17 protein-coding genes are annotated in these 20,354 nt (G+C 70.3%); 5 read left to right on the top strand and 12 right to left on the bottom strand.

Translation table 11 applies throughout. The annotated features are described in order from the left end of the window. Window positions 1–18: 18 nt before the first annotated feature. The 4 genes from rsmA to AB0I59_RS09735 all read right to left on the bottom strand — a co-directional run bounded on the left by rsmA (window position 19) and on the right by AB0I59_RS09735 (window position 5,047). Window positions 19–942, bottom strand: a complete 924-nt coding sequence (gene rsmA, locus AB0I59_RS09750) for a 16S rRNA (adenine(1518)-N(6)/adenine(1519)-N(6))-dimethyltransferase RsmA (protein WP_358131755.1) — start codon at window positions 940–942, stop codon at window positions 19–21. 82 nt (window positions 943–1,024) lie between these two features. Beyond that, a complete protein-coding gene (locus tag AB0I59_RS09745; RefSeq protein ID WP_228646131.1) occupies window positions 1,025–1,882 on the bottom strand; it encodes a TatD family hydrolase in 858 nt (285 codons plus the stop codon). 22 nt (window positions 1,883–1,904) lie between these two features. Further along, window positions 1,905–3,686, bottom strand: coding sequence for a methionine--tRNA ligase (gene metG, locus AB0I59_RS09740; RefSeq protein ID WP_061258199.1), 1,782 nt, complete (start codon window positions 3,684–3,686; stop codon window positions 1,905–1,907). Between the two features lie 53 nt (window positions 3,687–3,739). Continuing rightward, window positions 3,740–5,047 (bottom strand): glycosyltransferase family 2 protein, encoded by a 1,308-nt coding sequence (locus AB0I59_RS09735; protein ID WP_358131752.1) that lies wholly within the window; start codon window positions 5,045–5,047, stop codon window positions 3,740–3,742. 108 nt (window positions 5,048–5,155) lie between these two features. Here AB0I59_RS09735 and AB0I59_RS09730 point away from each other — a divergent pair, with 108 nt between their 5' ends. After that, entirely contained in the window at window positions 5,156–6,628 is a 1,473-nt protein-coding gene (locus AB0I59_RS09730; protein WP_061258198.1) for a hypothetical protein, read from the top strand. A 25-nt stretch (window positions 6,629–6,653) separates the two neighbouring features. On the opposite strand, the gene rsmI is transcribed toward AB0I59_RS09730, so the two are convergent. Next, a complete protein-coding gene (rsmI, locus tag AB0I59_RS09725; RefSeq protein ID WP_061258197.1) occupies window positions 6,654–7,487 on the bottom strand; it encodes a 16S rRNA (cytidine(1402)-2'-O)-methyltransferase in 834 nt (277 codons plus the stop codon). Window positions 7,488–7,580: 93 nt separating this feature from the next. On the opposite strand from rsmI, the gene AB0I59_RS09720 reads away from it, so the two are divergent. The 3 genes from AB0I59_RS09720 to AB0I59_RS09710 all read left to right on the top strand — a co-directional run bounded on the left by AB0I59_RS09720 (window position 7,581) and on the right by AB0I59_RS09710 (window position 10,876). After that, entirely contained in the window at window positions 7,581–9,182 is a 1,602-nt protein-coding gene (locus AB0I59_RS09720; RefSeq protein WP_358131750.1) for a dolichyl-phosphate-mannose--protein mannosyltransferase, read from the top strand. Window positions 9,183–9,268: 86 nt separating this feature from the next. Then, window positions 9,269–10,567 (top strand): hypothetical protein, encoded by a 1,299-nt coding sequence (locus AB0I59_RS09715; protein WP_061258195.1) that lies wholly within the window; start codon window positions 9,269–9,271, stop codon window positions 10,565–10,567. Window positions 10,568–10,720: 153 nt separating this feature from the next. Further along, on the top strand, window positions 10,721–10,876 hold the full coding sequence (locus AB0I59_RS09710; protein ID WP_228646136.1) for a hypothetical protein: 156 nt from the start codon (window positions 10,721–10,723) through the stop codon (window positions 10,874–10,876). A gap of 3 nt (window positions 10,877–10,879) precedes the next feature. Here AB0I59_RS09710 and AB0I59_RS09705 read toward each other — a convergent pair whose 3' ends face one another. Together AB0I59_RS09705 and AB0I59_RS09700 are read right to left on the bottom strand one after the other, a co-directional pair. Continuing rightward, window positions 10,880–11,551, bottom strand: a complete 672-nt coding sequence (locus AB0I59_RS09705; protein ID WP_228646137.1) for a response regulator — start codon at window positions 11,549–11,551, stop codon at window positions 10,880–10,882. Continuing rightward, the gene (locus AB0I59_RS09700) at window positions 11,548–13,182 is read right to left on the bottom strand and encodes an ATP-binding protein (RefSeq protein ID WP_358131747.1); all 1,635 of its coding nucleotides are present in this window, start codon (window positions 13,180–13,182) and stop codon (window positions 11,548–11,550) included. The genes AB0I59_RS09705 and AB0I59_RS09700 overlap by 4 nt, the downstream gene beginning before the upstream one ends. Window positions 13,183–13,318: 136 nt before the next feature. Here AB0I59_RS09700 and AB0I59_RS09695 point away from each other — a divergent pair, with 136 nt between their 5' ends. Further along, the gene (locus tag AB0I59_RS09695) at window positions 13,319–14,722 is read left to right on the top strand and encodes a cation:dicarboxylate symporter family transporter (RefSeq protein ID WP_358131745.1); all 1,404 of its coding nucleotides are present in this window, start codon (window positions 13,319–13,321) and stop codon (window positions 14,720–14,722) included. Between the two features lie 4 nt (window positions 14,723–14,726). Here the strand turns inward: AB0I59_RS09695 and AB0I59_RS09690 are convergent, their stop codons facing one another. From AB0I59_RS09690 to AB0I59_RS09670, 5 genes are read right to left on the bottom strand one after another with little or no spacing between them, the layout of a single operon-like run. After that, window positions 14,727–15,704 carry an ABC transporter ATP-binding protein gene (locus AB0I59_RS09690; RefSeq protein ID WP_358131743.1) on the bottom strand — a complete coding sequence of 326 codons (978 nt, stop codon included), beginning with the start codon at window positions 15,702–15,704 and terminating at the stop codon, window positions 14,727–14,729. After that, window positions 15,701–16,657 (bottom strand): ABC transporter ATP-binding protein, encoded by a 957-nt coding sequence (locus tag AB0I59_RS09685; RefSeq protein ID WP_061258190.1) that lies wholly within the window; start codon window positions 16,655–16,657, stop codon window positions 15,701–15,703. Before AB0I59_RS09685 ends, AB0I59_RS09690 begins: the two co-directional genes overlap by 4 nt. Beyond that, the gene (locus tag AB0I59_RS09680) at window positions 16,650–17,618 is read right to left on the bottom strand and encodes an ABC transporter permease (RefSeq protein WP_061258189.1); all 969 of its coding nucleotides are present in this window, start codon (window positions 17,616–17,618) and stop codon (window positions 16,650–16,652) included. Before AB0I59_RS09680 ends, AB0I59_RS09685 begins: the two co-directional genes overlap by 8 nt. After that, a complete protein-coding gene (locus AB0I59_RS09675; RefSeq protein ID WP_358131740.1) occupies window positions 17,618–18,658 on the bottom strand; it encodes an ABC transporter permease in 1,041 nt (346 codons plus the stop codon). The genes AB0I59_RS09680 and AB0I59_RS09675 overlap by 1 nt, the downstream gene beginning before the upstream one ends. Continuing rightward, complete coding sequence (locus AB0I59_RS09670; protein WP_082777205.1) at window positions 18,655–20,343, bottom strand: ABC transporter substrate-binding protein; 1,689 nt, start codon at window positions 20,341–20,343, stop codon at window positions 18,655–18,657. Before AB0I59_RS09670 ends, AB0I59_RS09675 begins: the two co-directional genes overlap by 4 nt. Window positions 20,344–20,354: the final 11 nt, after the last annotated feature.

Below are 20,354 nucleotides of genomic sequence, written 5' to 3'. Positions count from 1 at the left end.
GTCACCGGTCTCCGGGGGTCACCGGTGGCGGGGACGGTTCTCCGCGATCCGGGCGAAGTCGGCGACGCCGAGTTGCTCGCCCCGCGCGGACGGCTGGACGCCGGCCTGGACCAGGGCCTGCTCCGCCGCGGCGGGCGTACCGGCCCAGGAGGCCAGGGCGGCGCGCAGGGTCTTGCGGCGCTGGGCGAAGGCGGCGTCCACGACCGCGAAGACCTCCTCGCGGGTGGCCGACGTCTCCGGAGGATCGCGGCGGACGAGGGAGACCAGGCCGGAGTCGACGTTGGGCGCGGGCCAGAAGACGTTGCGGCCGACGGGTCCGGCGCGGCGCACGTCGGCGTACCAGGCGGCCTTGACCGACGGGACGCCGTAGATCCGCGATCCGGGGGGCGCGGCGAGCCGGTCGGCGACCTCGGACTGGACCATGACGAGGCCCCGGCGCAGCGACGGCAGGATCTCCAGCAGGTGCAGCAGCACGGGCACGGAGACGTTGTACGGCAGGTTGGCGACCAACGCCGTGGGCAGGTCGGGCAGGGCTGGCAGGTCGTCCGCATCCGCTCCGCGCCGGTCCGCGTCCTCGGCGTGATCGCCCCGATCCGCCCTGAGGTCGTCCGGGGTCACCTTGAGCGCGTCGGCGTGGACGACGGAGAGCCGGTCGGCGTGCTCGGGGTCCATCTCCGTGACGGTGACGGGAAGCTGGGCCGCGAGCACGGGGTCGATCTCGACCGCCACGACCCGGGCGACCTCCGGGAGGAGGGCGAGCGTGAGCGATCCGAGCCCGGGCCCGATCTCGATGACCACGTCGTCCCGGGTCACCTCGGCGACCCTGACGATGCGGCGGACGGTGCCGCCGTCGATGACGAAGTTCTGCCCGAGCTTCTTGGTCGGCCGGATGCCCAGCTTCTCCGCGAGCGCGCGCACTTCGACAGGCCCGAGCAAACTCATGGCATCCAGTGTCCGGCATCGGAGCATGTCCTCTTGCCGTCCGGCTCGCCCGCGCGCGGGCTCATGGGGTGGCAGAGCGGGCTCACCAGGCTCCGAAGACGGTCTCGCCGTTGGCCATGATGGTCGCGGCGAGTTCGGCGACGTCCGTGCCCTTGACCTCGGCCAGGCAGCGCAGGGTCAGCGGGATCAGGTAGGGCGCGTTCGGCTTGCCCCGGTGCGGGGTCGGCGGGAGGTAGGGCGCGTCGGTCTCCACGAGCATGAGCTCGGCGGGGGCCACCCGTGCCGCCTCGCGGAGATATCCCGCGTTCTTGTACGTCACCGGCCCGGAGAATGACATGAAATATCCGGCGTCGGCGCATTTCTTGGCCATCTCGGCGTCGCCGGAGTAACTGTGGAAGACCACGACGTCCGGTGCGCCCTGGTCCGCGAGGACGGCGAGCACGTCGTCATGGGCGTCGCGGTCGTGGATGACCAGCGCCTTGCCGGTCCGCTTGGCGATCTCGATGTGCGCCCGGAAACTCGCGTGCTGGTCGTCGCGGGAGGCCCAGTCCCGGAAGTAGTCGAGCCCGGTCTCCCCCACGGCCCGCACGTACGGCTGCCGCGCCAGCTCCTCGATCTCGGCCAGCACCTCGGGCGTGGCCGCGTGAGCCTCGTTGGGGTGGATGGCCACGCCCGCGTAGACGTCGTCGTGGTCCCTGGCGACCTCGGCGTTCCACCGGGACGAGCGCAGGTCGTATCCGATGGTCACCAGCCGGGCCACGCCGACCAGGCGGGCGTCGGCCAGGATGGCCTCGACCGACGCGCCCGCCGCCTGCGCGGCGAGCGCGACCGGATCACCCGATGACGCCTTGCGGTCGCCCACCATGATGTCGAGGTGACAGTGGCTGTCGAACACCTCGGCGGGCAACGGCTCGGGCATCACGGGAAGTTCCCGGGACATTTCCGCCAGACCTCCTGCCTGATCAGTCGCCGAGGCGGGCCAGCTCTTCGTCGACGACCTTGGGGTCGAGCTTGGTGAAGAGCGGGGTCGGGGGAGCGAGCGGGACACCGGCCCGGATGGGGCGGTGCTCCCAACGCGCGGCGCCGTCGTACGAGCCGGTGATCACGGGATAGTCCGCGCCGCCGTTCTCGTTCACCTCGCGGATCTCCGGCATGCCGGTCCAGACGCCCTCACCGCCGAGCATCTCGAAGATCTTGTTGGACGAGGTGGGCAGGAACGGTGTGAGCAGCGTCTTGGCGTCGTCCACGACCTGCAGCGCGACGTGCAGGATGGACTTCTGCCGGTCGGGATCGTCCTTGATCTTCCAGGGCTCCTGGTCGGCGAGGTACCTGTTGGCCTCGCGGACGACGTCGAACGCCTCGGTCACGGCGTTCTTGAACCGGGAGCGGCCCAGCTCGGCGCCGACCTTGGGGAAGGCGTTCCTGGACAGCTCCAGCATGGCGCGGTCGGCGTCGGTGAGGTCGCCCGCCTCGGGGATGGCGCCGAAGTTCTTGGCGGCCATCGAGATCGACCGGTTGACCAGGTTGCCCCAGGCGGCCACCAGCTCGCCGTTGTTGCGGTTGACGAACTCCGACCAGGTGAAGTCGGTGTCCTGGTTCTCCGGTCCGGCGACGGCGATGTAGTAGCGCAGCGCGTCGGCCGAGTAGCGCTCCAGGAAGTCACGCACGTAGATCACGACCTGGCGAGAGGAGGAGAACTTGCGGCCCTCCATCGTCAGGAACTCGCTCGACACCACCTCGGACGGCAGGGCCAGCTTCCCGAGCGACCCGGGCGTGCCGTTCCGCGCGCCCTCGCCGTTGTAGCCGAGCAGCATGGCCGGCCAGATCTCGGAGTGGAAGACGATGTTGTCCTTGCCCATGAAGTAGTAGGCACGGGCGTCGGGGTTCTGCCACCACTGCCGCCAGGCGTCCGGGTCGCCGCTGCGCCTGGCCCACTCGATGGACGCCGACAGATAGCCGATGACCGCGTCGAACCAGACGTAGAGGCGCTTGTCGTTCCGGTCACGCCAGCCGTCGAGCGGGATCGGCACGCCCCAGTCGAGGTCGCGGCTGATCGCCCGCGGCTGCAGGTCGCCGAGCAGGTTGAGCGAGAACTTCAGCACGTTGGGCCGCCACTCGCCCTGCTTGGACTGCAGCCAGGTGCCGAGCGTGTCGGCGAACGCCGGGAGGTCGAGCATGAAGTGCTCGGTCTCGATGAACGCGGGCGTCTCGCCGTTGATGCGGGACTTCGGGTTGATCAGGTCGATCGGGTCGAGCTGGTTGCCGCAGTTGTCGCACTGGTCGCCGCGCGCCCCGTCGTAGCCGCAGATGGGGCAGGTGCCCTCGATGTAGCGGTCGGGCAGGGTGCGCCCGGTGGAAGGCGAGATCGCCCCCATCGTCGTGCGGGGGAAGATGTAGCCGTTCTTGTGCAGGCCGAGGAAGATCTCCTGGGCCACGGCGTAGTGGTTGTCCGTGGTGGTCCGGGTGAACAGGTCATAGGAGAGGCCCAGGCCGGTCAGGTCCTCGGCGATCACGCGGTTGTAGCGGTCGGCGAGCTGGCGGGCGGTCAGCCCCTCCTTGTCGGCCTGGACCTGGATGGGCGTGCCGTGCTCGTCCGTGCCTGAGACCATCAGCACCTTGTTGCCCGCCATCCGCTGGTAGCGGCTGAAGACGTCGGACGGCACGCCGAAACCTGAGACGTGCCCGATGTGGCGGGGGCCGTTGGCGTAGGGCCACGCGACGGCGGTCAAGATGTGCTGGGACATGGTTCCAAGACTAGAGCCCCGCGCACAGCGTCTCGAACCGATTACGGCTCCGGTTACAGCTCCGGCGACAGGCTCCGCGCGGTACCGGACTCCACGGTCTCCGGGGCTTCGACGGTCTTCTCCGCGATCTTCTCGGCGGTCTTCTCGGCGCTGGACTCGCGGGTGACGGCCTCGGCGGCCTCCTCCGCGGCGGACGCGGCGATGTCGGCCGGGGTCTCCTTCGAGCGGCGGATGCCGAGGATGCTGATGAACAGCGACGCGAAGATGGTCTGGAAGCTCATGACGAACGCGGTCGCCGACGGCACGACCAAGCGCAGCGACTCGGCCGGGATCAGCTCGCCGAAGCCCCTGCCGCCCCAGTGGGCCAGCGAGGCCACCAGACCGACGAGACCGGCGAGGGCGAGCATGCCGCCCGCGACGAGGCCCTTCTCCAGGGAGACGATGTCCACGAGCTTGCGTACCCGCCGGTCTTCGGGGAGGAAGCCCTCCTCCGCGGCGTACACCTTGGTGAACAGGGCGAACAGCACCGCCTGGAAGCCGATCACCACCATGGCGGACGCCCCGACCAGGGTGTCGACGTCGAAGGCGAGCTTGCCGATGTAGACGGGGCCGAAGGTCAGCGCGGCGCCCATGATCAGGCCGATGGCGGTGAGCACCAGGCCGGGGATGAAGAACAGCCACCGCGGGCTGTACAGAAGCAGGAAGCGCAGGTGGCGCCAGCCGTCCCGCCAGGAGCGCAGGTGGGGCGGGCGGGAGCGGCCGTCGGGCGACAGCGTCGTGGGCACCTCGCGGACGTCGAGGCCCTGGAGCGTGGCCTTGACCACCATCTCGGAGGCGAACTCCATGCCGCCGGTCTGCAGGCCGAGCCGGAGGATCGAGTCCCGGCGGAACCCGCGCAGCCCGCAGTGGAAGTCGCCGATGGCGCTCGGGAAGAACAGCCGCCCGACGAAGGACAGGACCGGGTTGCCGAGGTAGCGGTGCAGCGGGGGCATGGCGCCGGGGGCGATCCCGCCCCGGAACCGGTTGCCCATCACCAGCTCACCGCCGGCCCGCAACTCCTCCACGAAAGGCATCAGGTTGGTGAAATCGTACGAGTCGTCGGCATCGCCCATGATCACGTACTTGCCGCGGGCGGCCCGGATGCCTCCGATGAGGGCGTTGCCGTACCCCTTGGCGTCAATGTGGACCACACGCGCCCCGGCGTCGCGGGCGAGCTGCTGCGATCCGTCGGTACTCCCGTTGTCGGCGATCACCACTTCGCCGTCGATGCCGTTCTCTCGCATGCAAGCAAGTGCTTTGCGGACACACGTCTCGACGGTCTCGGCCTCATTGAGGCAGGGCATGACTACGGTCAGTTCCACGTCGCAACCCTTCGTCTACATTTGTGATCGCCCTAAGTAGTCAACCATGATGCCCTCTGCCCGGAGGTGCCCGGGGCAAGTCACCGAAACGGCTGGCATTCTGTAACCATGGTCGCGGTTGCGGAGCCTTCGGCATTAGACGCCCCCCCTGATAGCAGGTGGAAGCGCCTTCTCGCGGTGCTGGGCCGCCACCGGGTCTTCACCGTGGCACTCGGCCTGGCGGCGATCGTGCGGGTCGTCACCATGCTGGGGTTCGGCCCCGCCATGTGGTTCAACGACTCCTACGACTACGTCTCCGTGGCATTGCATCCGCGGCCGCACCCGATCCGCCCGGACGGCTACGGTTTCTGGCTGCTGCTGCTCAAGCCGGTGCACAGTTTCGCGTTCGTCGTCTTCACCCAGCATGTGATGGGTCTGGCGGCGGCCGTAGTTATCTACCTACTTCTGACGAAGAAATTCGGCCTCCCCGGCTGGGGGGCCACGCTCGCGGCCGTGCCCGTGCTGTTCGACGCCTACCAGATCCAGCTCGAACAGCTGATCATGTCGGACTCGATGTTCACCCTGCTGGTGGTGGCGGTCGTCACGCTCGTCCTGTGGCACAGGAAGATGTCGTGGCGGATGGGCGCCGCGGTCGGCGCGCTGCTCGCGCTGACCGCGCTGACGCGCAGCATCGGCCTTCCGATCCTCGCCCTGGTCGTGGTCTACCTGCTGGTCAAGCGGGCCGGATGGAAGCCGATCTCCGCGATGATCGCGGCCTGCGCGCTTCCCGTCGTCGCCTACATGGGGTGGTTCAAGGCGGTCAACGGGCAGTTCGCGATGACCAACAGCGACGGCGTCATCCTGTACATGCGGACCGCCCTGTTCGCCGACTGCCACAAGATGGGCCTCGACAAGCGCAACGAGCTGGAGCTCGCCCTCCTGTGCATCAACACACCCCCCGCCGAACGTGGGCGGACGGCCCAGGCGTACCTGTGGTGGGACGACCAGAACCAGCTCCACGTGTTCGGCTCGGGCATGAAGTTCACCCCGGAGATCAACGCCAACGCGAGCACGTTCGCGAAGAAGGCGATCCTCGCCCAGCCCGGCGACTATCTGGCCGCCGTGGGCAAGGACTTCTTCCGCGCCTTCGGGTGGGGGCGCCCGCTGTTCCCTGACGCCAAGACGTACCTGCAGTACCAGTTCGGCAACTACTACACCCAGAAGCTGCCCGCCTGGACGTCCTATCTCGGCCAGACGGACAGGGACGCCGAGCGGTACGAGAACGGCCCGGCCGCCACCCGCGAGGTGAAGCCGTGGTCGGACATCATGATCGGCTACCAGAAGGTCGTCCGGCTGCCCGGCACCGTGCTCGGGCTGCTCCTGCTGGCCGGCCTGTACGGCGTGGCGGTCCGCTGGCGCAGGCTGGGCGGCCCGGTGCTGCTCCCCTGGCTCTGCGCGGTGGGGCTCGTCCTGGCCCCGGCCGCGACGGCGGAGTTCGACTACCGCTATCTGCTGCCAGCCGTCCCCGTCGCCTGCGTCGCCGCCGCCATCACCCTCGGGCGCCTACGGCTGCCGCGCGGGAAGGCCCGGCCCGCCCCGTAACAGCCGCCCGGTCGCCGCCGTGCCGTCAGGCGCTGTGGATGTGGTTGTAGAGGTCCCGCTTGGAGATGCCGGCGGATTTCGCGACGTCGACGATCGCCTGCTTGCGGGGGACGCCGGTCGCCTCGCGGCGGGCGACCTCGTCGGCGAGGTCCTCGATGTCCGGCGCGGCGGCCTCGGGGGCGTGTCCGGCCACGACGAGCGTGATCTCTCCCCTGACCTCGCCCTCGGCCCACCCGGTCAGCTCGGCCAGCGTGCCCCGCCGTACCTCCTCGTAGGTCTTGGTGAGCTCGCGGCAGACGGCGGCCTGGCGGTCGGCGCCGAACGCCTCGGCCATGGCGGACAGGCAGGAGTGCAGCCGGTGCGGCGCCTCGAAGAACACCATCGTGCGCTCCTCGCGGGCCAGGCCGGCGAGGCGGCGGGACCGCTCACCCGGCTTGCGCGGCGGGAAGCCCTCGAAGCAGAAGCGGTCGCTGGCCAGGCCGGAGATCGCGAGGGCGGTGGTGACGGCGGACGGGCCGGGCAACGCGGTGACGCGCACACCCGCGTCCACGGCGAGCCGGGTGAGCCGGTATCCCGGATCGGACACCCCGGGCATCCCAGCGTCGGTGATCACGAGCACGGTCGCGCCCTGGAGCAGTTCCTCCAGCAGTTCCTTGGAGCGCGCGACCTCGTTGGCGTCGTAGTAGGAGACCACCCGCCCGGTCAGGGTCACGCCGAGGTCGGAGGCGAGGCGTCTGAGCCTGCGCGTGTCCTCCGCGGCGATCACGTCGGCCGTCTCCAGCGCCTCCCGCAGTCGCGGGGAGGCGTCCCCCACCTGGCCGATCGGAGCTCCCGCCAGAATAAGCACGTATCCCACCATATGAAACGTTCATCATTGAAGAGTTGGATGCCGGTAATCGACCCGAACTTCATGGTCGCCGCAGGCACTCGACAGTAGTCTGTCCAGGTGGCCGTGACCGACTTCTCACACCAGGCGTTCGAGCAGCCCGACTCCGACCGGGGCGCCGAAGCGCGGGTGTCCCTGCGGGACCGGCTGGTGCCGCCCATGCCCGGCAGTGCCCTGTGGGGCTGGCTGGGCCCGCTGATCGTGGCGGCGTTCGGCGCGTTCCTGCGGTTCTACCGGCTCGGGACGCCCCATGCGGTCGTCTTCGACGAGACGTACTACGCCAAGGACGCGTACGCCCTGATCAAGAACGGCGTCGACATGCAGTTCGTCGAGAACGCCGACAAGCTGATGTTGGCCGGTAACACCGACATCTTCAAGAAGTGCGGGCAGGCGAGCGAGTGTGCCTCGTACGTGGTTCACCCGCCGCTGGGCAAGTGGCTGATCGGCGCCGGTGAGGCGATCTTCGGTCTCAACCCCTTCGGCTGGCGGTTCGCCGCCGCGCTGATCGGAGCACTGTCGATCTTCATCCTGGCCCGGCTGGCCCGCAGGATGACCCGGTCCACCCTGCTCGGCTGTCTGGCCGGGTTCCTGCTCTCCCTGGACGCGCTGCACTTCGTGCTGTCCCGTACGGCACTGCTGGACATCTTCCTGATGTTCTGGGTCCTGGCCGGGTTCGCCTGCCTGGTGGTGGACCGGGACCGGACGCGGCAGAAGCTGGCCGAGTGGCGCGAGTCCGCCTCCTCACTCGACGTGGGCCCCCGGCTCGGGTGGCGGCCCTGGCGGCTGGCCGCCGGGCTGTGCCTGGGCGCCGGGCTGGCGACCAAGTGGACCACGCTCTTCTTCATCGTCGCCTTCGCGATCATGACGCTGATGTGGGACGCGGGCGCGCGGCGCGCCGTCGGGCTGCGCCGGCCGTACAGCGAGACCTTCCGGCTGGAGTTGCCGCTGGCCACCGCCTGGATGGCCCTGGTCCCGATCATCGTGTACGTGTCGTCCTTCGCCGGGTGGTTCGCCACCGACAAGGGGCACGGCAGAAACTGGGCCCAGGCCACGTCGAGCGGCCCTTTCTACTTCGTCTTCGACTCGTTGCGCTCGTGGGTCGGCTACCAGCACGACGTGCTGAGCTTCCACACCGGCCTGGAGACGCCGCACAACTACCAGTCCGAGCCGTGGAGTTGGCCGCTGCTGCTGCGGCCGGTGGCGTTCTTCTACGAGTCGCCGAAGGGCTGCGGCGCCGACAGCTGCTCGTGGGCCGTGCTCGGCACCGGCACTCCGGTGATCTGGTTCGCCGGCCTCGCCGCCATGATCGGCATGATCGCGTGGTACGTCGCGACCCGTGACTGGCGGGCCGGCGCGATCCTGCTCACCTACGCCGCGGGCTGGCTGCCGTGGTTCTACTACGCGATCACCGACAACCGGACGATGTTCCTGTTCTACGCGCTGCCGATGCTGCCCTTCATGATCATCGCGATCGTGCTGGCCTGCGGCCTGATCATCGGGCCCGCGGACGCGCCGCAACGCCGCCGGGCGGCCGGAGCCGCGGGGGTCGGCCTCTTCGCGCTGCTGGTCCTGGCGAACTTCGCCTGGCTCTACCCCGTCATCGCCGCCGAGGTCATCCCGTACCAGGACTGGTACGACCGGATGCTCTTCCGGAAGGGCTGGATCTGAGCCCCCGTATGGTTGGTCCCGGGGGGTGGTGGCGAGTGACCACGGGTCGTCGCGGACGATGGGGGCAATACGGCAGACTGCGAGTCATGCCCGCACCTGATGTGGCCGCGCTCCTCGCCGAGCTTGAGCGCTCCGAGCCGGCCGCCGCCGAGCCGGCCCGTGTCGCCGTCGAGTGGCTGACGGGCGGCGAGGCGCTGGAGACGATCAGCCAGCTCGATGTGTGCGAGTTCCTCTGGTACACGCTGCCCGTGAAGGTGACGGGCGACCGCCAGGTGATCGCCCGGGCGCTCGGGCGGCTGCTCCTGCTGGGCGGCATGGACCGCTACGCCGCGCTGTGCGACTCCCAGACGACGGCCCAGATCCTGCGTGCGTACGCCCGGGAGGGCGAGGAGGCCGGGACCACGGCCTACCAGCAGGCGCTGGAGGCCACCGGTGTGCTGCCTCCGGACATCACCGAGCTCGCCTGGAGTTCGATCATGGGGCCGGAGGAGCTGGGCGCGCACGTCGCGTGCGCCGCCGCGCTGGAGCTGGCCATCATGTCCGGCGAGCCGGTCGACCGGGAGGCGCTGACCCGGCGCTGGCTGACCTCCCCCCGGTCGGAGCTGGGCGGCGACTGCTGGCTGAACCGGGTCCACGGGGAACGGTTGAACCGCTGGGTTCTCGGCCGGGGCAACGCCCGCAGGGAGCTCGCCCAGCCGTTCGAGGTACGGCTGCACGCCCCCATCCCCGCTCCCGCGGAGCCGCACCTGGAGCCGCTGTGGTGGCTGCTGGGCATGGCCGTCGAGGGGGTGCGGCTGACGGAGAAGTTCAACGTCTCCCGCGCCATGGTGACGGAGTCGGTGGACAGGTTCGGCTGGGACGCCCTCACCACCGGTTCGATCCGGGGCGAGGCGGACGTGCCGACGCTGACCACGCTCAGGGAGATCGCCGTGCACGACCTGCGGGCGCTCCGCCGTACGGGCAGGAAGCTGGTGCTCACCCCGGCGGGACGCGGCCTGGCCCGGCAGTCGGAGAGCCTGTGGACGGCGGCGACGACCGCGCTGCTCGCTCCGGCCAAGGGCGAGCACGACTTCGAGATCTCCGTCCGCGAGGCGGCGCTGATGCTGCTCGCCGACGGTGCCGCCCTGCCGTACGAGGAGTTGCGGGACCGGATCCTGGAGGTCGTCAACGGCGAGGGCTGGCGGTCGGCGGCGGGTGCCCGGGTGGCGCCCCTCGATCTGTCCGCGCCGCTGGGTGAGTTGCAGCGCCGCCTGGACGCCCTCGATCTGCGCGCGGACTGCTCGTGGCGGTCGCCGTGGCAGCTCACCTCGGTGGGCCGGGCGGCGGCGCTGGCCGCGTTGCGCGCCCAGGCGTTGCGGCCCCGCCAGTACGCCGGGATGGGCTGACCGCGGAGCGCGAGTCCGGCTGACAGCGATTCTGACGAGGTTCACGGCGGCGGTCACCCTTTGTGCCGTCCAGCGCGTCCTGGTTAGTACTACTTTGTCGTTGCCACGGAAGGACATCGCATTATGAATCGTCCCCACCATCCCTTGCTCGGCTTGAACCAGCGGAGCCCGGAGATGGTCGCGGAGGAGACGCGCAGGGTGAAGGCCAAGCTGATCAGGATGTACGGCTGGGACGGCTACCAGCGGGTGATGAAGCGGATGGAGTCCGATCTGGCCCGCCTCGAACGTGAGTCGGGCCCGGAGAACTGACGTCTACGTCATCCGGTAGAGCCATTCGGGGCGTCCCACCCCTCCGTACTGCGGGACGCGCCGGACGATCCCGGTCTCGGTGAGATGCTCCAGATAGCGGCGGGCGGTCACCCTGGAGACGCCGATCGCCTCGCCGACGGCGTTCGCCGACAGCCCTTCGCGAGCCTTCCTGAGCTCGCCCGCGACGGCCTCAAGGGTCGCGTGGGACATCCCCTTGGGAAGCGCGGATCGTGCGGCGCCCCGCAGTGTGGCCAGCGCCCTGTCGACCTCGCTCTGCGCGCTCACCTCGCCGCCGCCGGCGACGGACGAGCGGAACCGCGCGTACTGCTGGAGCTTCTCGCGCAGCAGGGCGAACGTGAACGGCTTCAGGAGGTACTGCACCACGCCGATCGAGACCGCCGACCTGACCACGGACAGGTCCCTCGCGGAGGTCACGGCGATGACATCGCAGGAGACCCCGGCCGCGCGGAGCAGCCGGCATACCTCCAGCCCGTGCATGTCGGGCAGGTGCAGGTCGAGCAGCAGCAGGTCCACGCGTTCGCGGCGGAGGAACCGCAGGGCGTCCCCTCCTGAGCGGGCCACTCCCGCGACCCGGAACCCGGGCACCCGTTCCACGTAGAGGCGGTTCGCCTCGGCGGCGACCTCCTCGTCCTCGACGACCAGCACCGAGATCACGCCTCGTCTCCCTTCCGCAGCGGGAGCCGTACGGTGAAGACGGCTCCGTCCTCGTGGGCGACGTCGATCGTGCCGCCGAGGCGGTGGACGGCCTGGCCGACCATGGCGAGGCCGAGCCCGCGCCCGTCTCCCTTCGTGGTCCACCCGCGCCGGAACGCGGCCGCCGCGTCCTCCTCGGCGAGGCCGGGGCCGTTGTCGGCGACGCGCAGCACGCAGCCGCCGTCGTCCATGGTCAGGCGGACCCGTACGCGGGCGGGCCGGGTGCCGGTCGTGGCGGCCGTGGCGGTCGTGGCGGCCTCCACCGCGTTGTCGATCAGGTTGCCGAGGATCGTCACCAGGTCGCGGCCGTCCAGGCCCGCGTCGTCCAGCTCGCCGTCCAGCTCGCTGTCCGGGCTGATGGACAGCTCGACGCCGCGCTCGGCCGCCTCGGCGGTCTTGCCGAGCAGGAGGGCCGCGAGCACGGGCTCCCGTACGGAGCCGACGACGCGGTCGGCGAGCTGCTGCGCGGCGCGCAGCTCCGCGGTGGCGAACTCGACGGCCTGCTCGGCCCGGCCCAGCTCGACCAGCGTGACCACGGTGTGCAGCCGGTTGGCCGACTCGTGCGCGGCCGAGCGGAGCGACTCGGCGAAGCCGCGCACCGCGTCGAGCTGGCCGCTGAGCGCCTGGAGCTCCGTGTGGTCCCGCAGAGTGACGACCATGCCGAGTGACCCGCGGCCGGATCGCACCGGTGCCGCGTTCACGACGATCACCCGGTCCCGCGTCAGGTGGATCTCGTCGGTGCGCCGCTCGCCCGCGCCCAGCATCGCGGTGAACGCGGGGTCCAGGCCCAGGTCGCTCACCTTGCGGCCCTCCGCGTCGCCGGGAAGGCCGAGCAGCTCCCGGGCGCCGTCGTTGCACAGGGTCAGCGTGCGGTCGTCGTCGACGAGCAGCAGGCCCTCGCGTACGGCGTGCAGGATCGCGGTGTGGTGCTCGTAGATGCGGCTCAGCTCGTCCGAGGCCAGCCCCCGCGTCTGCCTGCGCAGCCGGGCGGCGACCAGGGCGGTGCCCGCTCCCCCGACGGACATGCCGAGCAGGATCGTCAGCCCGGCCACCGCGACCTGGTCGCGCAGCCGATCGCTGATCTTGTCGAGCGTGATGCCCGCGCTGACCAGGGCCCGGACCTCGCCGTGGGCGTCCCGGACCGGGGTGACCGCGCGGACGGAGGGGCCGAGCGTGCCGGTGTAGGTCTCGGTGAACGTACGGCCGGCCAGCGCGGGGCCGATGGTGCCGAGGAACATGCCGCCGATCTGGCTGGGCTTCGGGTGGGTGTACCGGCGGCCCGAGGTGTCCATGATCGTGATGAAGTCGACGCCGACCTCCCGCCTGACCCGCTCGGCGTACGGCTGGAGCGCGCCGGTGGGGGCCGGGTCGTCGAGCGCGGCCAGGACGGACGGCGAGTCGGCCACGCTGATCGCGACCGAGCGGGCGACCCGGGTCGCGTCGTCGGTGAGCAGGTCGCGGGTGTGGGCGAAGGCGAGGGCGGTGCCCGCCGCCACCGTGACGCCGACGACCACGGTCTGGAGCAGCAGGATCTGCCCGGCGAGGCTCCATCGTCTGAGGGGAGACCGTCTGGGGGGCGACGTCCTCGTCATCTGCCTCGTCTCGCTCCCGTGAGGTCGTTTCGGTGATGAACGAAATGTACGCAATAGTGACCCGGCGTCACACCCCCGGCGCATAGTCACGCCACCGAAAGTCTTTCTTGGACCTCTTCCCGTACAAGGGGGTCGCGTGGCCGCATCCGCGCCTCAGGTGAGCCGGGACCGCACCCGGTACCTGTATCTCGCCGTCATCGTCGCCGTACTGGCCGGCATCGCCGTGGGACTTCTCGCCCCGGAGCTGGGCAAGGAGTTGAAACCGCTCGGCACGGCTTTCGTGGGCCTGATCAAAATGATGATCAGCCCGATCATCTTCTGCACGATCGTGCTCGGGGTCGGCTCCGTCACCCAGGCGGCGCGGGTCGGCAAGGTCGGCGGGCTCGCCGTCGGCTACTTCCTGGTCATGTCCACGGTGGCCCTCGCCATCGGCCTGGTCGTCGGCAACCTGCTGCATCCGGGCGAGGGCCTCGCGCTGACCGACGACCTGCGCAAGGCCGCCGAGACCGAGGCCGCCAAGGGCGGGGAGAGTGACACCACGTCGTTCCTCCTGGGGATCATCCCGGCGACGCTCGTGTCGGCGTTCACCGAGGGCCAGGTGCTGCAGACGCTGCTGGTCGCGCTGCTCGCGGGCTTCGCGCTGCAGGCCATGGGCGGGCGGGCCGCGCCGATCCTGGCCGGGATCGGTCACATCCAGCGGCTGGTCTTCCGCATCCTCGCCATGATCATGTGGGCCGCCCCGGTGGGCGCGTTCGGCGCGATGGCGGCGGTTGTGGGGGCGACCGGCGTAGACGCGCTGACGAGCCTCGCCGTCATCATGACCGGGTTCTACGCGACCTGCGTGCTGTTCGTCTTCGTCGTGCTGGGGCCGCTGCTCTGGATGGTCGCACGGGTCAACATCCTCGCGCTGCTGCGTTATCTCGGCCGGGAGTTCCTGCTCATCCTGTCGACCTCCTCCTCCGAGTCGGCCCTGCCCCGGCTGATCGCGAAGATGGAGCATCTCGGGGTGAGCCGCCCGGTGGTCGGCATCACCGTGCCCACGGGGTACTCGTTCAACCTCGACGGGACCGCCATCTACCTGACCATGGCGACGCTTTTCGTGGCCAGCGCCACAGGGGCGCCGCTGGCGCTGGGTGAGCAGATCTCGCTGCTGATCTTCATGATCATCGCGTCGAAGGGCGCGGCGGGTGTCACCGGCGCCGGCCTGGCCACCCTGGCCGGCGGCCTCCAGTCACACCGGCCCGACCTGGTGGACGGCGTCGGCCTGATCGTCGGCATCGACCGCTTCATGTCCGAGGCGCGTGCCCTGACGAACTTCGCGGGCAACGCGGTGGCCACCGTACTGATCGGGACCTGGACCGGCGAGTTCGACCGCGAGCGGGCCGGGGAGGTGCTGGCCGGCCACGTGCCGTTCGACGAGACGACCCTGCTGGACGAGGAGAGCGGCGCCGGACCCGACGGCGACGACGGGCACGGCGGAGGGGACGGCGGCGACGCGCCGGCCGGGAACCATCCTTCCGGCGCGCTGACCCCCGCCTGACCGCTCACTCCGCGGCGATCGATCCCGGGGAGATCGGGAAGTGACAGGCCACCTGGCGGCCCGCGACGGAACGCAGCGCCGGACGTTCGGTACGGCACAGCGCCTGGGCCGCCGGGCACCTCGGGTGGAAGGAGCAGCCGTTCGGCCGGTCGATGGGGCTCGGGACGTCCCCGGTCAGGACGACGCGCTCACGGCGCGGGGCGCCCGACCCGTCGTCGATCTCCGGGACGGCCGACAGCAGGGCGTTGGTGTAGGGGTGGGCGGGCGCCGCGTAGAGCTCCTCGGCCTCGGCCACCTCGACGACCTCGCCGAGGTACATCACCGCGATCCGGTCGGACACGTGCCGCACCACGCCAAGGTCGTGGGCGATGAAGACGTAGGTGAGGCCCAGCTCCTCCTGCAGGTCGGCGAAGAGGTTGAGCACCTGGGCCTGCACCGACACGTCCAGCGCGGAGACCGGCTCGTCGGCCACGACCAGCTTCGGGTTGAGCGCGATGGCGCGGGCGATGCCGATGCGCTGGCGCTGCCCGCCGGAGAACTCGTGCGGGTAGCGGTCCAGGTGCGCCCGTGCCAGACCCACCAGGTCGAACAGCTCGGCGACGCGGTTCCTGATCGCCGCCGCGTCGCCGTACCCGTGGATGCGCAGCGGCTCGGCGACCGCGTCGCCCGCGGTGCGGCGCGGGTTGAGCGAGGCGTAGGGGTCCTGGAAGACCAGCTGCATGGCGGGCCGCAGCGGGCGGAGCCTGCGGCGGGAGAGACTCGTGATGTCCTGTCCCTGGAACTCCACCGTGCCCGACGTGAGGTCGGTCAGCCTGACCAGGCAGCGCCCCAGCGTGGACTTGCCGCATCCGGACTCGCCGACCACGCCGAGCGTCTCGCCGCTCACGACCTCCAGAGAGACCCCGTTGACGGCCTGTACGGCACGGCCGCCGCCCGCGCGGAAGTGTTTGACCACGTCCGTGGCCGAAAGCAGGGTGCTCATCGCATCCTCTCCTCTTCTGGCAGCCAGCAGGCGTCGAGATGGCCGGACTCCCCTGTCAGCGGCGGGACCTCGACGCAGGCGGCGAAGCTGTGGACGCAGCGGTCGGCGAACGGGCAGCCCCGCTCCGCCGCGCCCGGGGTTCCCGGGATGGTCGGGAGGCGGCGCGCGCGGGCACCGCGGACGCGGGGCACGGAGTCGAGCAGCCCCCAGGTGTAGGGGTGGCGGGGGCCGTGGAAGACCTCACGACGGGTGCCGCGCTCGACGGCCCGCCCGCCGTACATGACCAGGACCTCGTCGGCGATCTCCGACACCACTCCCATGTCATGGGTGATCATGACGACGGCCGAGCCGTACTCCGTACGCAGACGCCGCATGAGGTCGAGGATCTGCGCCTGCGTGGTGACGTCGAGCGCGGTCGTCGGCTCGTCCGCGATGAGCAGGGCGGGGTTGCACGACAGGGCCATCGCGATGACGGCCCGCTGGCGCATGCCGCCCGAGAACTCGTGCGGGTAGGCGTCGACACGCTGCTCGGGGGCCGGGATGCCGACCTCGCCGAGGAGCGTGATCGCCCGGTCGCGGGCCGCGCGTTTGGAGACCTTCTCGTGGGCGCGGATCTGCTCGGCGATCTGCCAGCCGATCGTGTACACGGGAGTGAGCGCGGTCATCGGGTCCTGGAAGATCATCGCGATCTCGCGTCCCCGGATCGCGCGCATCTCGGCGTTCTTCAGCGTGAGCAGGTCACGACCACGGAAGACCACGCTTCCCGAGATCTCCGCACCCGGGGTGCGGATCAGGCCCAGCACGCCGAGCATCGACACGCTCTTGCCCGAGCCCGACTCCCCCACCACGCCCAGCACCTCGCCGGGCCGTACGGAGAAGGACAGCCCGTCGACGGCGGTGAAGCCGCCGAAGCGGATCCGGAGGTCACTGACCTCAAGCAGCGGTTCAGGCACGGCGCACCCTCGGGTCGAGCCGGGCGTACAGGACGTCCACCACGGCGTTGGCCAGCACGACGAAGAAGGCCGCGTACAGGACGGTGCCCATGATCACGGGCAGGTCGAGGTTCTGCAGCGCCTGGTAGGTGAGCTTGCCGACCCCCGGAAGGCCGAAGACCACCTCGGTCAGCAGCGCCGCCCCGCCGACCAGCGCCCCGAAGTCCAGGCCGAACAACGACACGATCGGGATCAGCGAGCAGCGCAGCGCGTGTTTGATGAGGATCCGCCGCTCCGACAGGCCCTTGGCGCGGGCGGTACGGACGTAGTCCTCGTTCAGCGCGTTGATCAGCTCACCGCGCAGCAACCTGGCGTAGATCCCGGCGTACAGCAGGGCCAGCGTGAGCCAGGGGAAGAGCAGATGCAGCGCCCACTGGCCGACGCCCTGGGATATCGGCACGTAGCCCAGCGGCGGCACCCAGGAGAAGACCGAGTCGTGCAGTTCCTTCTGGGTGATCAGGTTGACGACCTCGCCCAGCCAGTAGACCGGGAGCGAGACGCCGAAGACGCCGAGGAGCATGACCAGCGGGTCGACCACGGTGCCACGCATGGCGCCGGCGAGGGTGCCCATGGCCACGCCCAGCACCATCCAGATCACCGCCGCGCCCACGACGAGCGAGAGCGTGACGGGGACCGCGTCGATGATCTGCGGGATCACGAGTGTGCCCCGGTTCACGAACGAGGTCAGGTCGTGGGAGACGAACAGGTGCTTCATCATCATCGCGTACTGCACCGGCAGCGGCCGGTCGAAGCCGAACGACGCGCGGACCTGCGCCAGCGTGGCGGGGTCGGCGTTCTTGCCCGCGATGCGGGCGGCCGGGTCCACGCCGGGGGTGGCGAAGAAGATGAGGAAGACCAGCACGCTGATCGCGAACAGGACGAGCACGGCGGCGCCGAAACGCCGCAGGATGTAACCGACCATCAGGCGCCTCCCCGCAGCCGGGCGTTCGGGTCGAGCGCGTCGCGCACGCCGTCGCCGAGGACGTTGAGGGCGACGGCGGTCAGCCCGACGCACAGGCCGGCCGCGATCGTGATCACGGGCCGGGTGTAGAGCAGGGCGAGACCGTCGTTGATGATCGTCCCCCAGCTCGCGTCGGGGGACTGCACGCCCACCGACAGGAACGACAGGGCCGACTCCGTCAGCATGTTGAGCGCGGTCATCAGCGGCAGGAACACCACGACCGTGGGCAGCACGTTCGGCAGCACCTCACGGCGCATGACGCGCAGGTCGGAGGCGCCCAGGCCGACGGCCGCGTGCAGGAACTCCTTGTTCCGCAGCGCCATCACCTGGCCGCGCAGCGGCCTGGCCACGTAGGGGACGTAGATCAGCGCGATGATGACGACGGGAAGCGCGAGGCTGCCGGCGTCGATGTGGATCGGGCCCAGGTGCAGTCCGCTGGTGAGCAGCACCACCGACAGGCAGATCGCCAGCAGGTAGACGGGGAAGGCCCAGATCACGTCGAAGAAGCGGGAGAGCACCGCGTCGATCCAGCCGCCGAAGTATCCGGCCAGCACGCCGAGCACCGTGGCCAGCGTGCAGCACAGCACCGCCGAGGACAGGCCGATCAGCAGGCTGTTGCGCCCGCCGTACAGGAGCCTGGCCATCACGTCGCGGCCCTGGTTGTCCGCGCCCAGCAGGTAGTGGCCCGGGTCCCAGGTGGGGCCGATGGGGGTGACCCCCAGGCCGAGCCCCTCCGTGCTCTGGGCCAGGACCGGCACCTGCTGCCCGTTCACGATCGTGGTGGCCGAGGCGCCCGAGGTGAAGGGGTCGGTGTGCGCGACCAGGTTCGCGTAGACGGGCGCGAGCACGCAGGCCAGCACGATGAGCAGCAGCCCGACCCCGGCGATCATCGCCGGGCGGTTGCGCCGCAGCCGGCCGAGCGCTCGCCGCCACGGCCCGGCGGACGGTCGGACCGCCTGCCGGGCCGCCTGCGGAGCCGAGTCCTTGACCGCGGTGGTCACTTGACCCACATCTGGTCGAGCAGCGCGTGGAACTGCGCGTGGAACTGGTAGTTGCCGACGTTCTTGGAGACGAAGTCGATCTGCTTGGGGTTGAACAGGGGGATGATCGGGCCCTTCTTCATCAGCTCCCTGTCGAGCTCGCCCCAGAGCTTGCCCGCGGCGGCGGTGTCGGTCTGGTCCAGCGTCATGGCCTGGGCGATCTTGGCGTCGTTGTCCTTGTCGCAGAAGCCGGAGATGTTGATGCTGGCGTCGCTTCCCTCACGGAACGAGGCGCAGGAGAGCAGGACGTTGATGAAGTTCGAGGCCGCGGGATAGTCGGCGTACCACTGGGAGACGCTGAGCTGGACCTTGTTCTTGCTGTTCTGGATGTAGGTGAAGTGGATGTTGGTCGAGATGACCTTCAGCTTGGCCTGGTAGCCGATCTGCTCCAGCACGCTCCTGCTGTACTCGCCGATCTGCTTGCTCACGTCGTCGTCGGCGACCACGATGGCGACCTCCTGGCCCGCCGTGCCCGACCGCTGGACCAGGTCCTTGGCCTTGGCGAGGTCCTGCTGCGGGAAGTCGCAGAAGTCGGCGTGGCCGGGGAAGGCCGGAGGCAGGATCGTGCAGGCCGGCTGCGCCACGTTGGCGCCGCCGAACATCTTCACCATGGCGTTCTTGTCGAACGCCCACTGGAGCGCCTCCCTGGCCTCGGGCTTGTCGAAGGGCGCCAGGTTGACGTTGACCGGGATGTACCAGAAAGCGGCGAGCGGGTTCACGTGCGCCTGCTCCGCGTACGTGGTGCCGATCTCGGTGAGCCGGTCCGCGGGCAGCGGGTCGAAGATCCAGTCGGCCTGGCCGTTCTGGACCGCGGTGACCGCACCCTCGGGAGTGAGACCGTAGTTGTACTCGATCTCGTCCGGGTAGCCCTGCGGCTGCGCGTCGCGGGACCACTCGGTGAAGTGGGGGTTGCGGACCAGCTTCATCTGCTTGTTCGGGTTGTAGGACTCCACCTTGTACGGCCCGGTGCCCGGGATCGGGGTCGTGCCCTGGTCCTTGCCGGGGGTGCCCTTCGGCAGCACGACGGCGTGCGGCAGGGCCAGCTTCTGGAGGAACTCCGAGTCGGGCGCGACCAGGTTGATCGTGACCGTGTTCGCCGCCGCGTCGGCCACGACACCCTTGTCGAGGGTGCAGCCCGCCGGCTTCTTCACGCAGTCGGCCGCACCGACGATCCCGGCGTAGAAGGTGCCCGACGTCGGGCCGGAGACCCGGAAGATCCGCTGGAACGAGGCCACGACGTCGTCGACCGTGACCGGGTCGCCCGTGGCGAACGTGACGCCCTGGCGCAGCTTGAAGGTGTAGGACGTGCCGTCCGCGCTGACCTGCGGCATCTGCTCGGCGAGGTCGGGAACGATGTCGTACGACGCCTTCCCGCCGACCTTCCTGAAGGAGACCAGGCCGTCGTAGAGGGCCTGGAAGATCTGCCAGTTGCCGTTGCTGTAGTTGATGTGCGGGTCGAGCGTGCCGTCGCCCGCCTTGGCCAGCAGGCGGAGCGTGCCGCCCTTGTGCTGCTCCTGGAATCCGGCGGCGGCCTGGGCCGGCTGCGACGCCGTACCCGTCGCGGGGGCGGTGGCGCCGCCGCCCGAGCAGGCGGTGGCGGCGACGGCCAGCAGTGCGGCGCCGGCGATGACGGTGATGCGCTTCATTCGGAGATCCC

Origin of the sequence: Microtetraspora glauca, assembly GCF_040656155.1 — a bacterium.
Taxonomy (GTDB): Bacteria; Actinomycetota; Actinomycetes; order Streptosporangiales; family Streptosporangiaceae; genus Microtetraspora; species Microtetraspora glauca.
The sequence above is the reverse complement of the archived record's forward strand: the minus strand, read 5'-3'. Positions and strand labels throughout refer to the sequence as shown.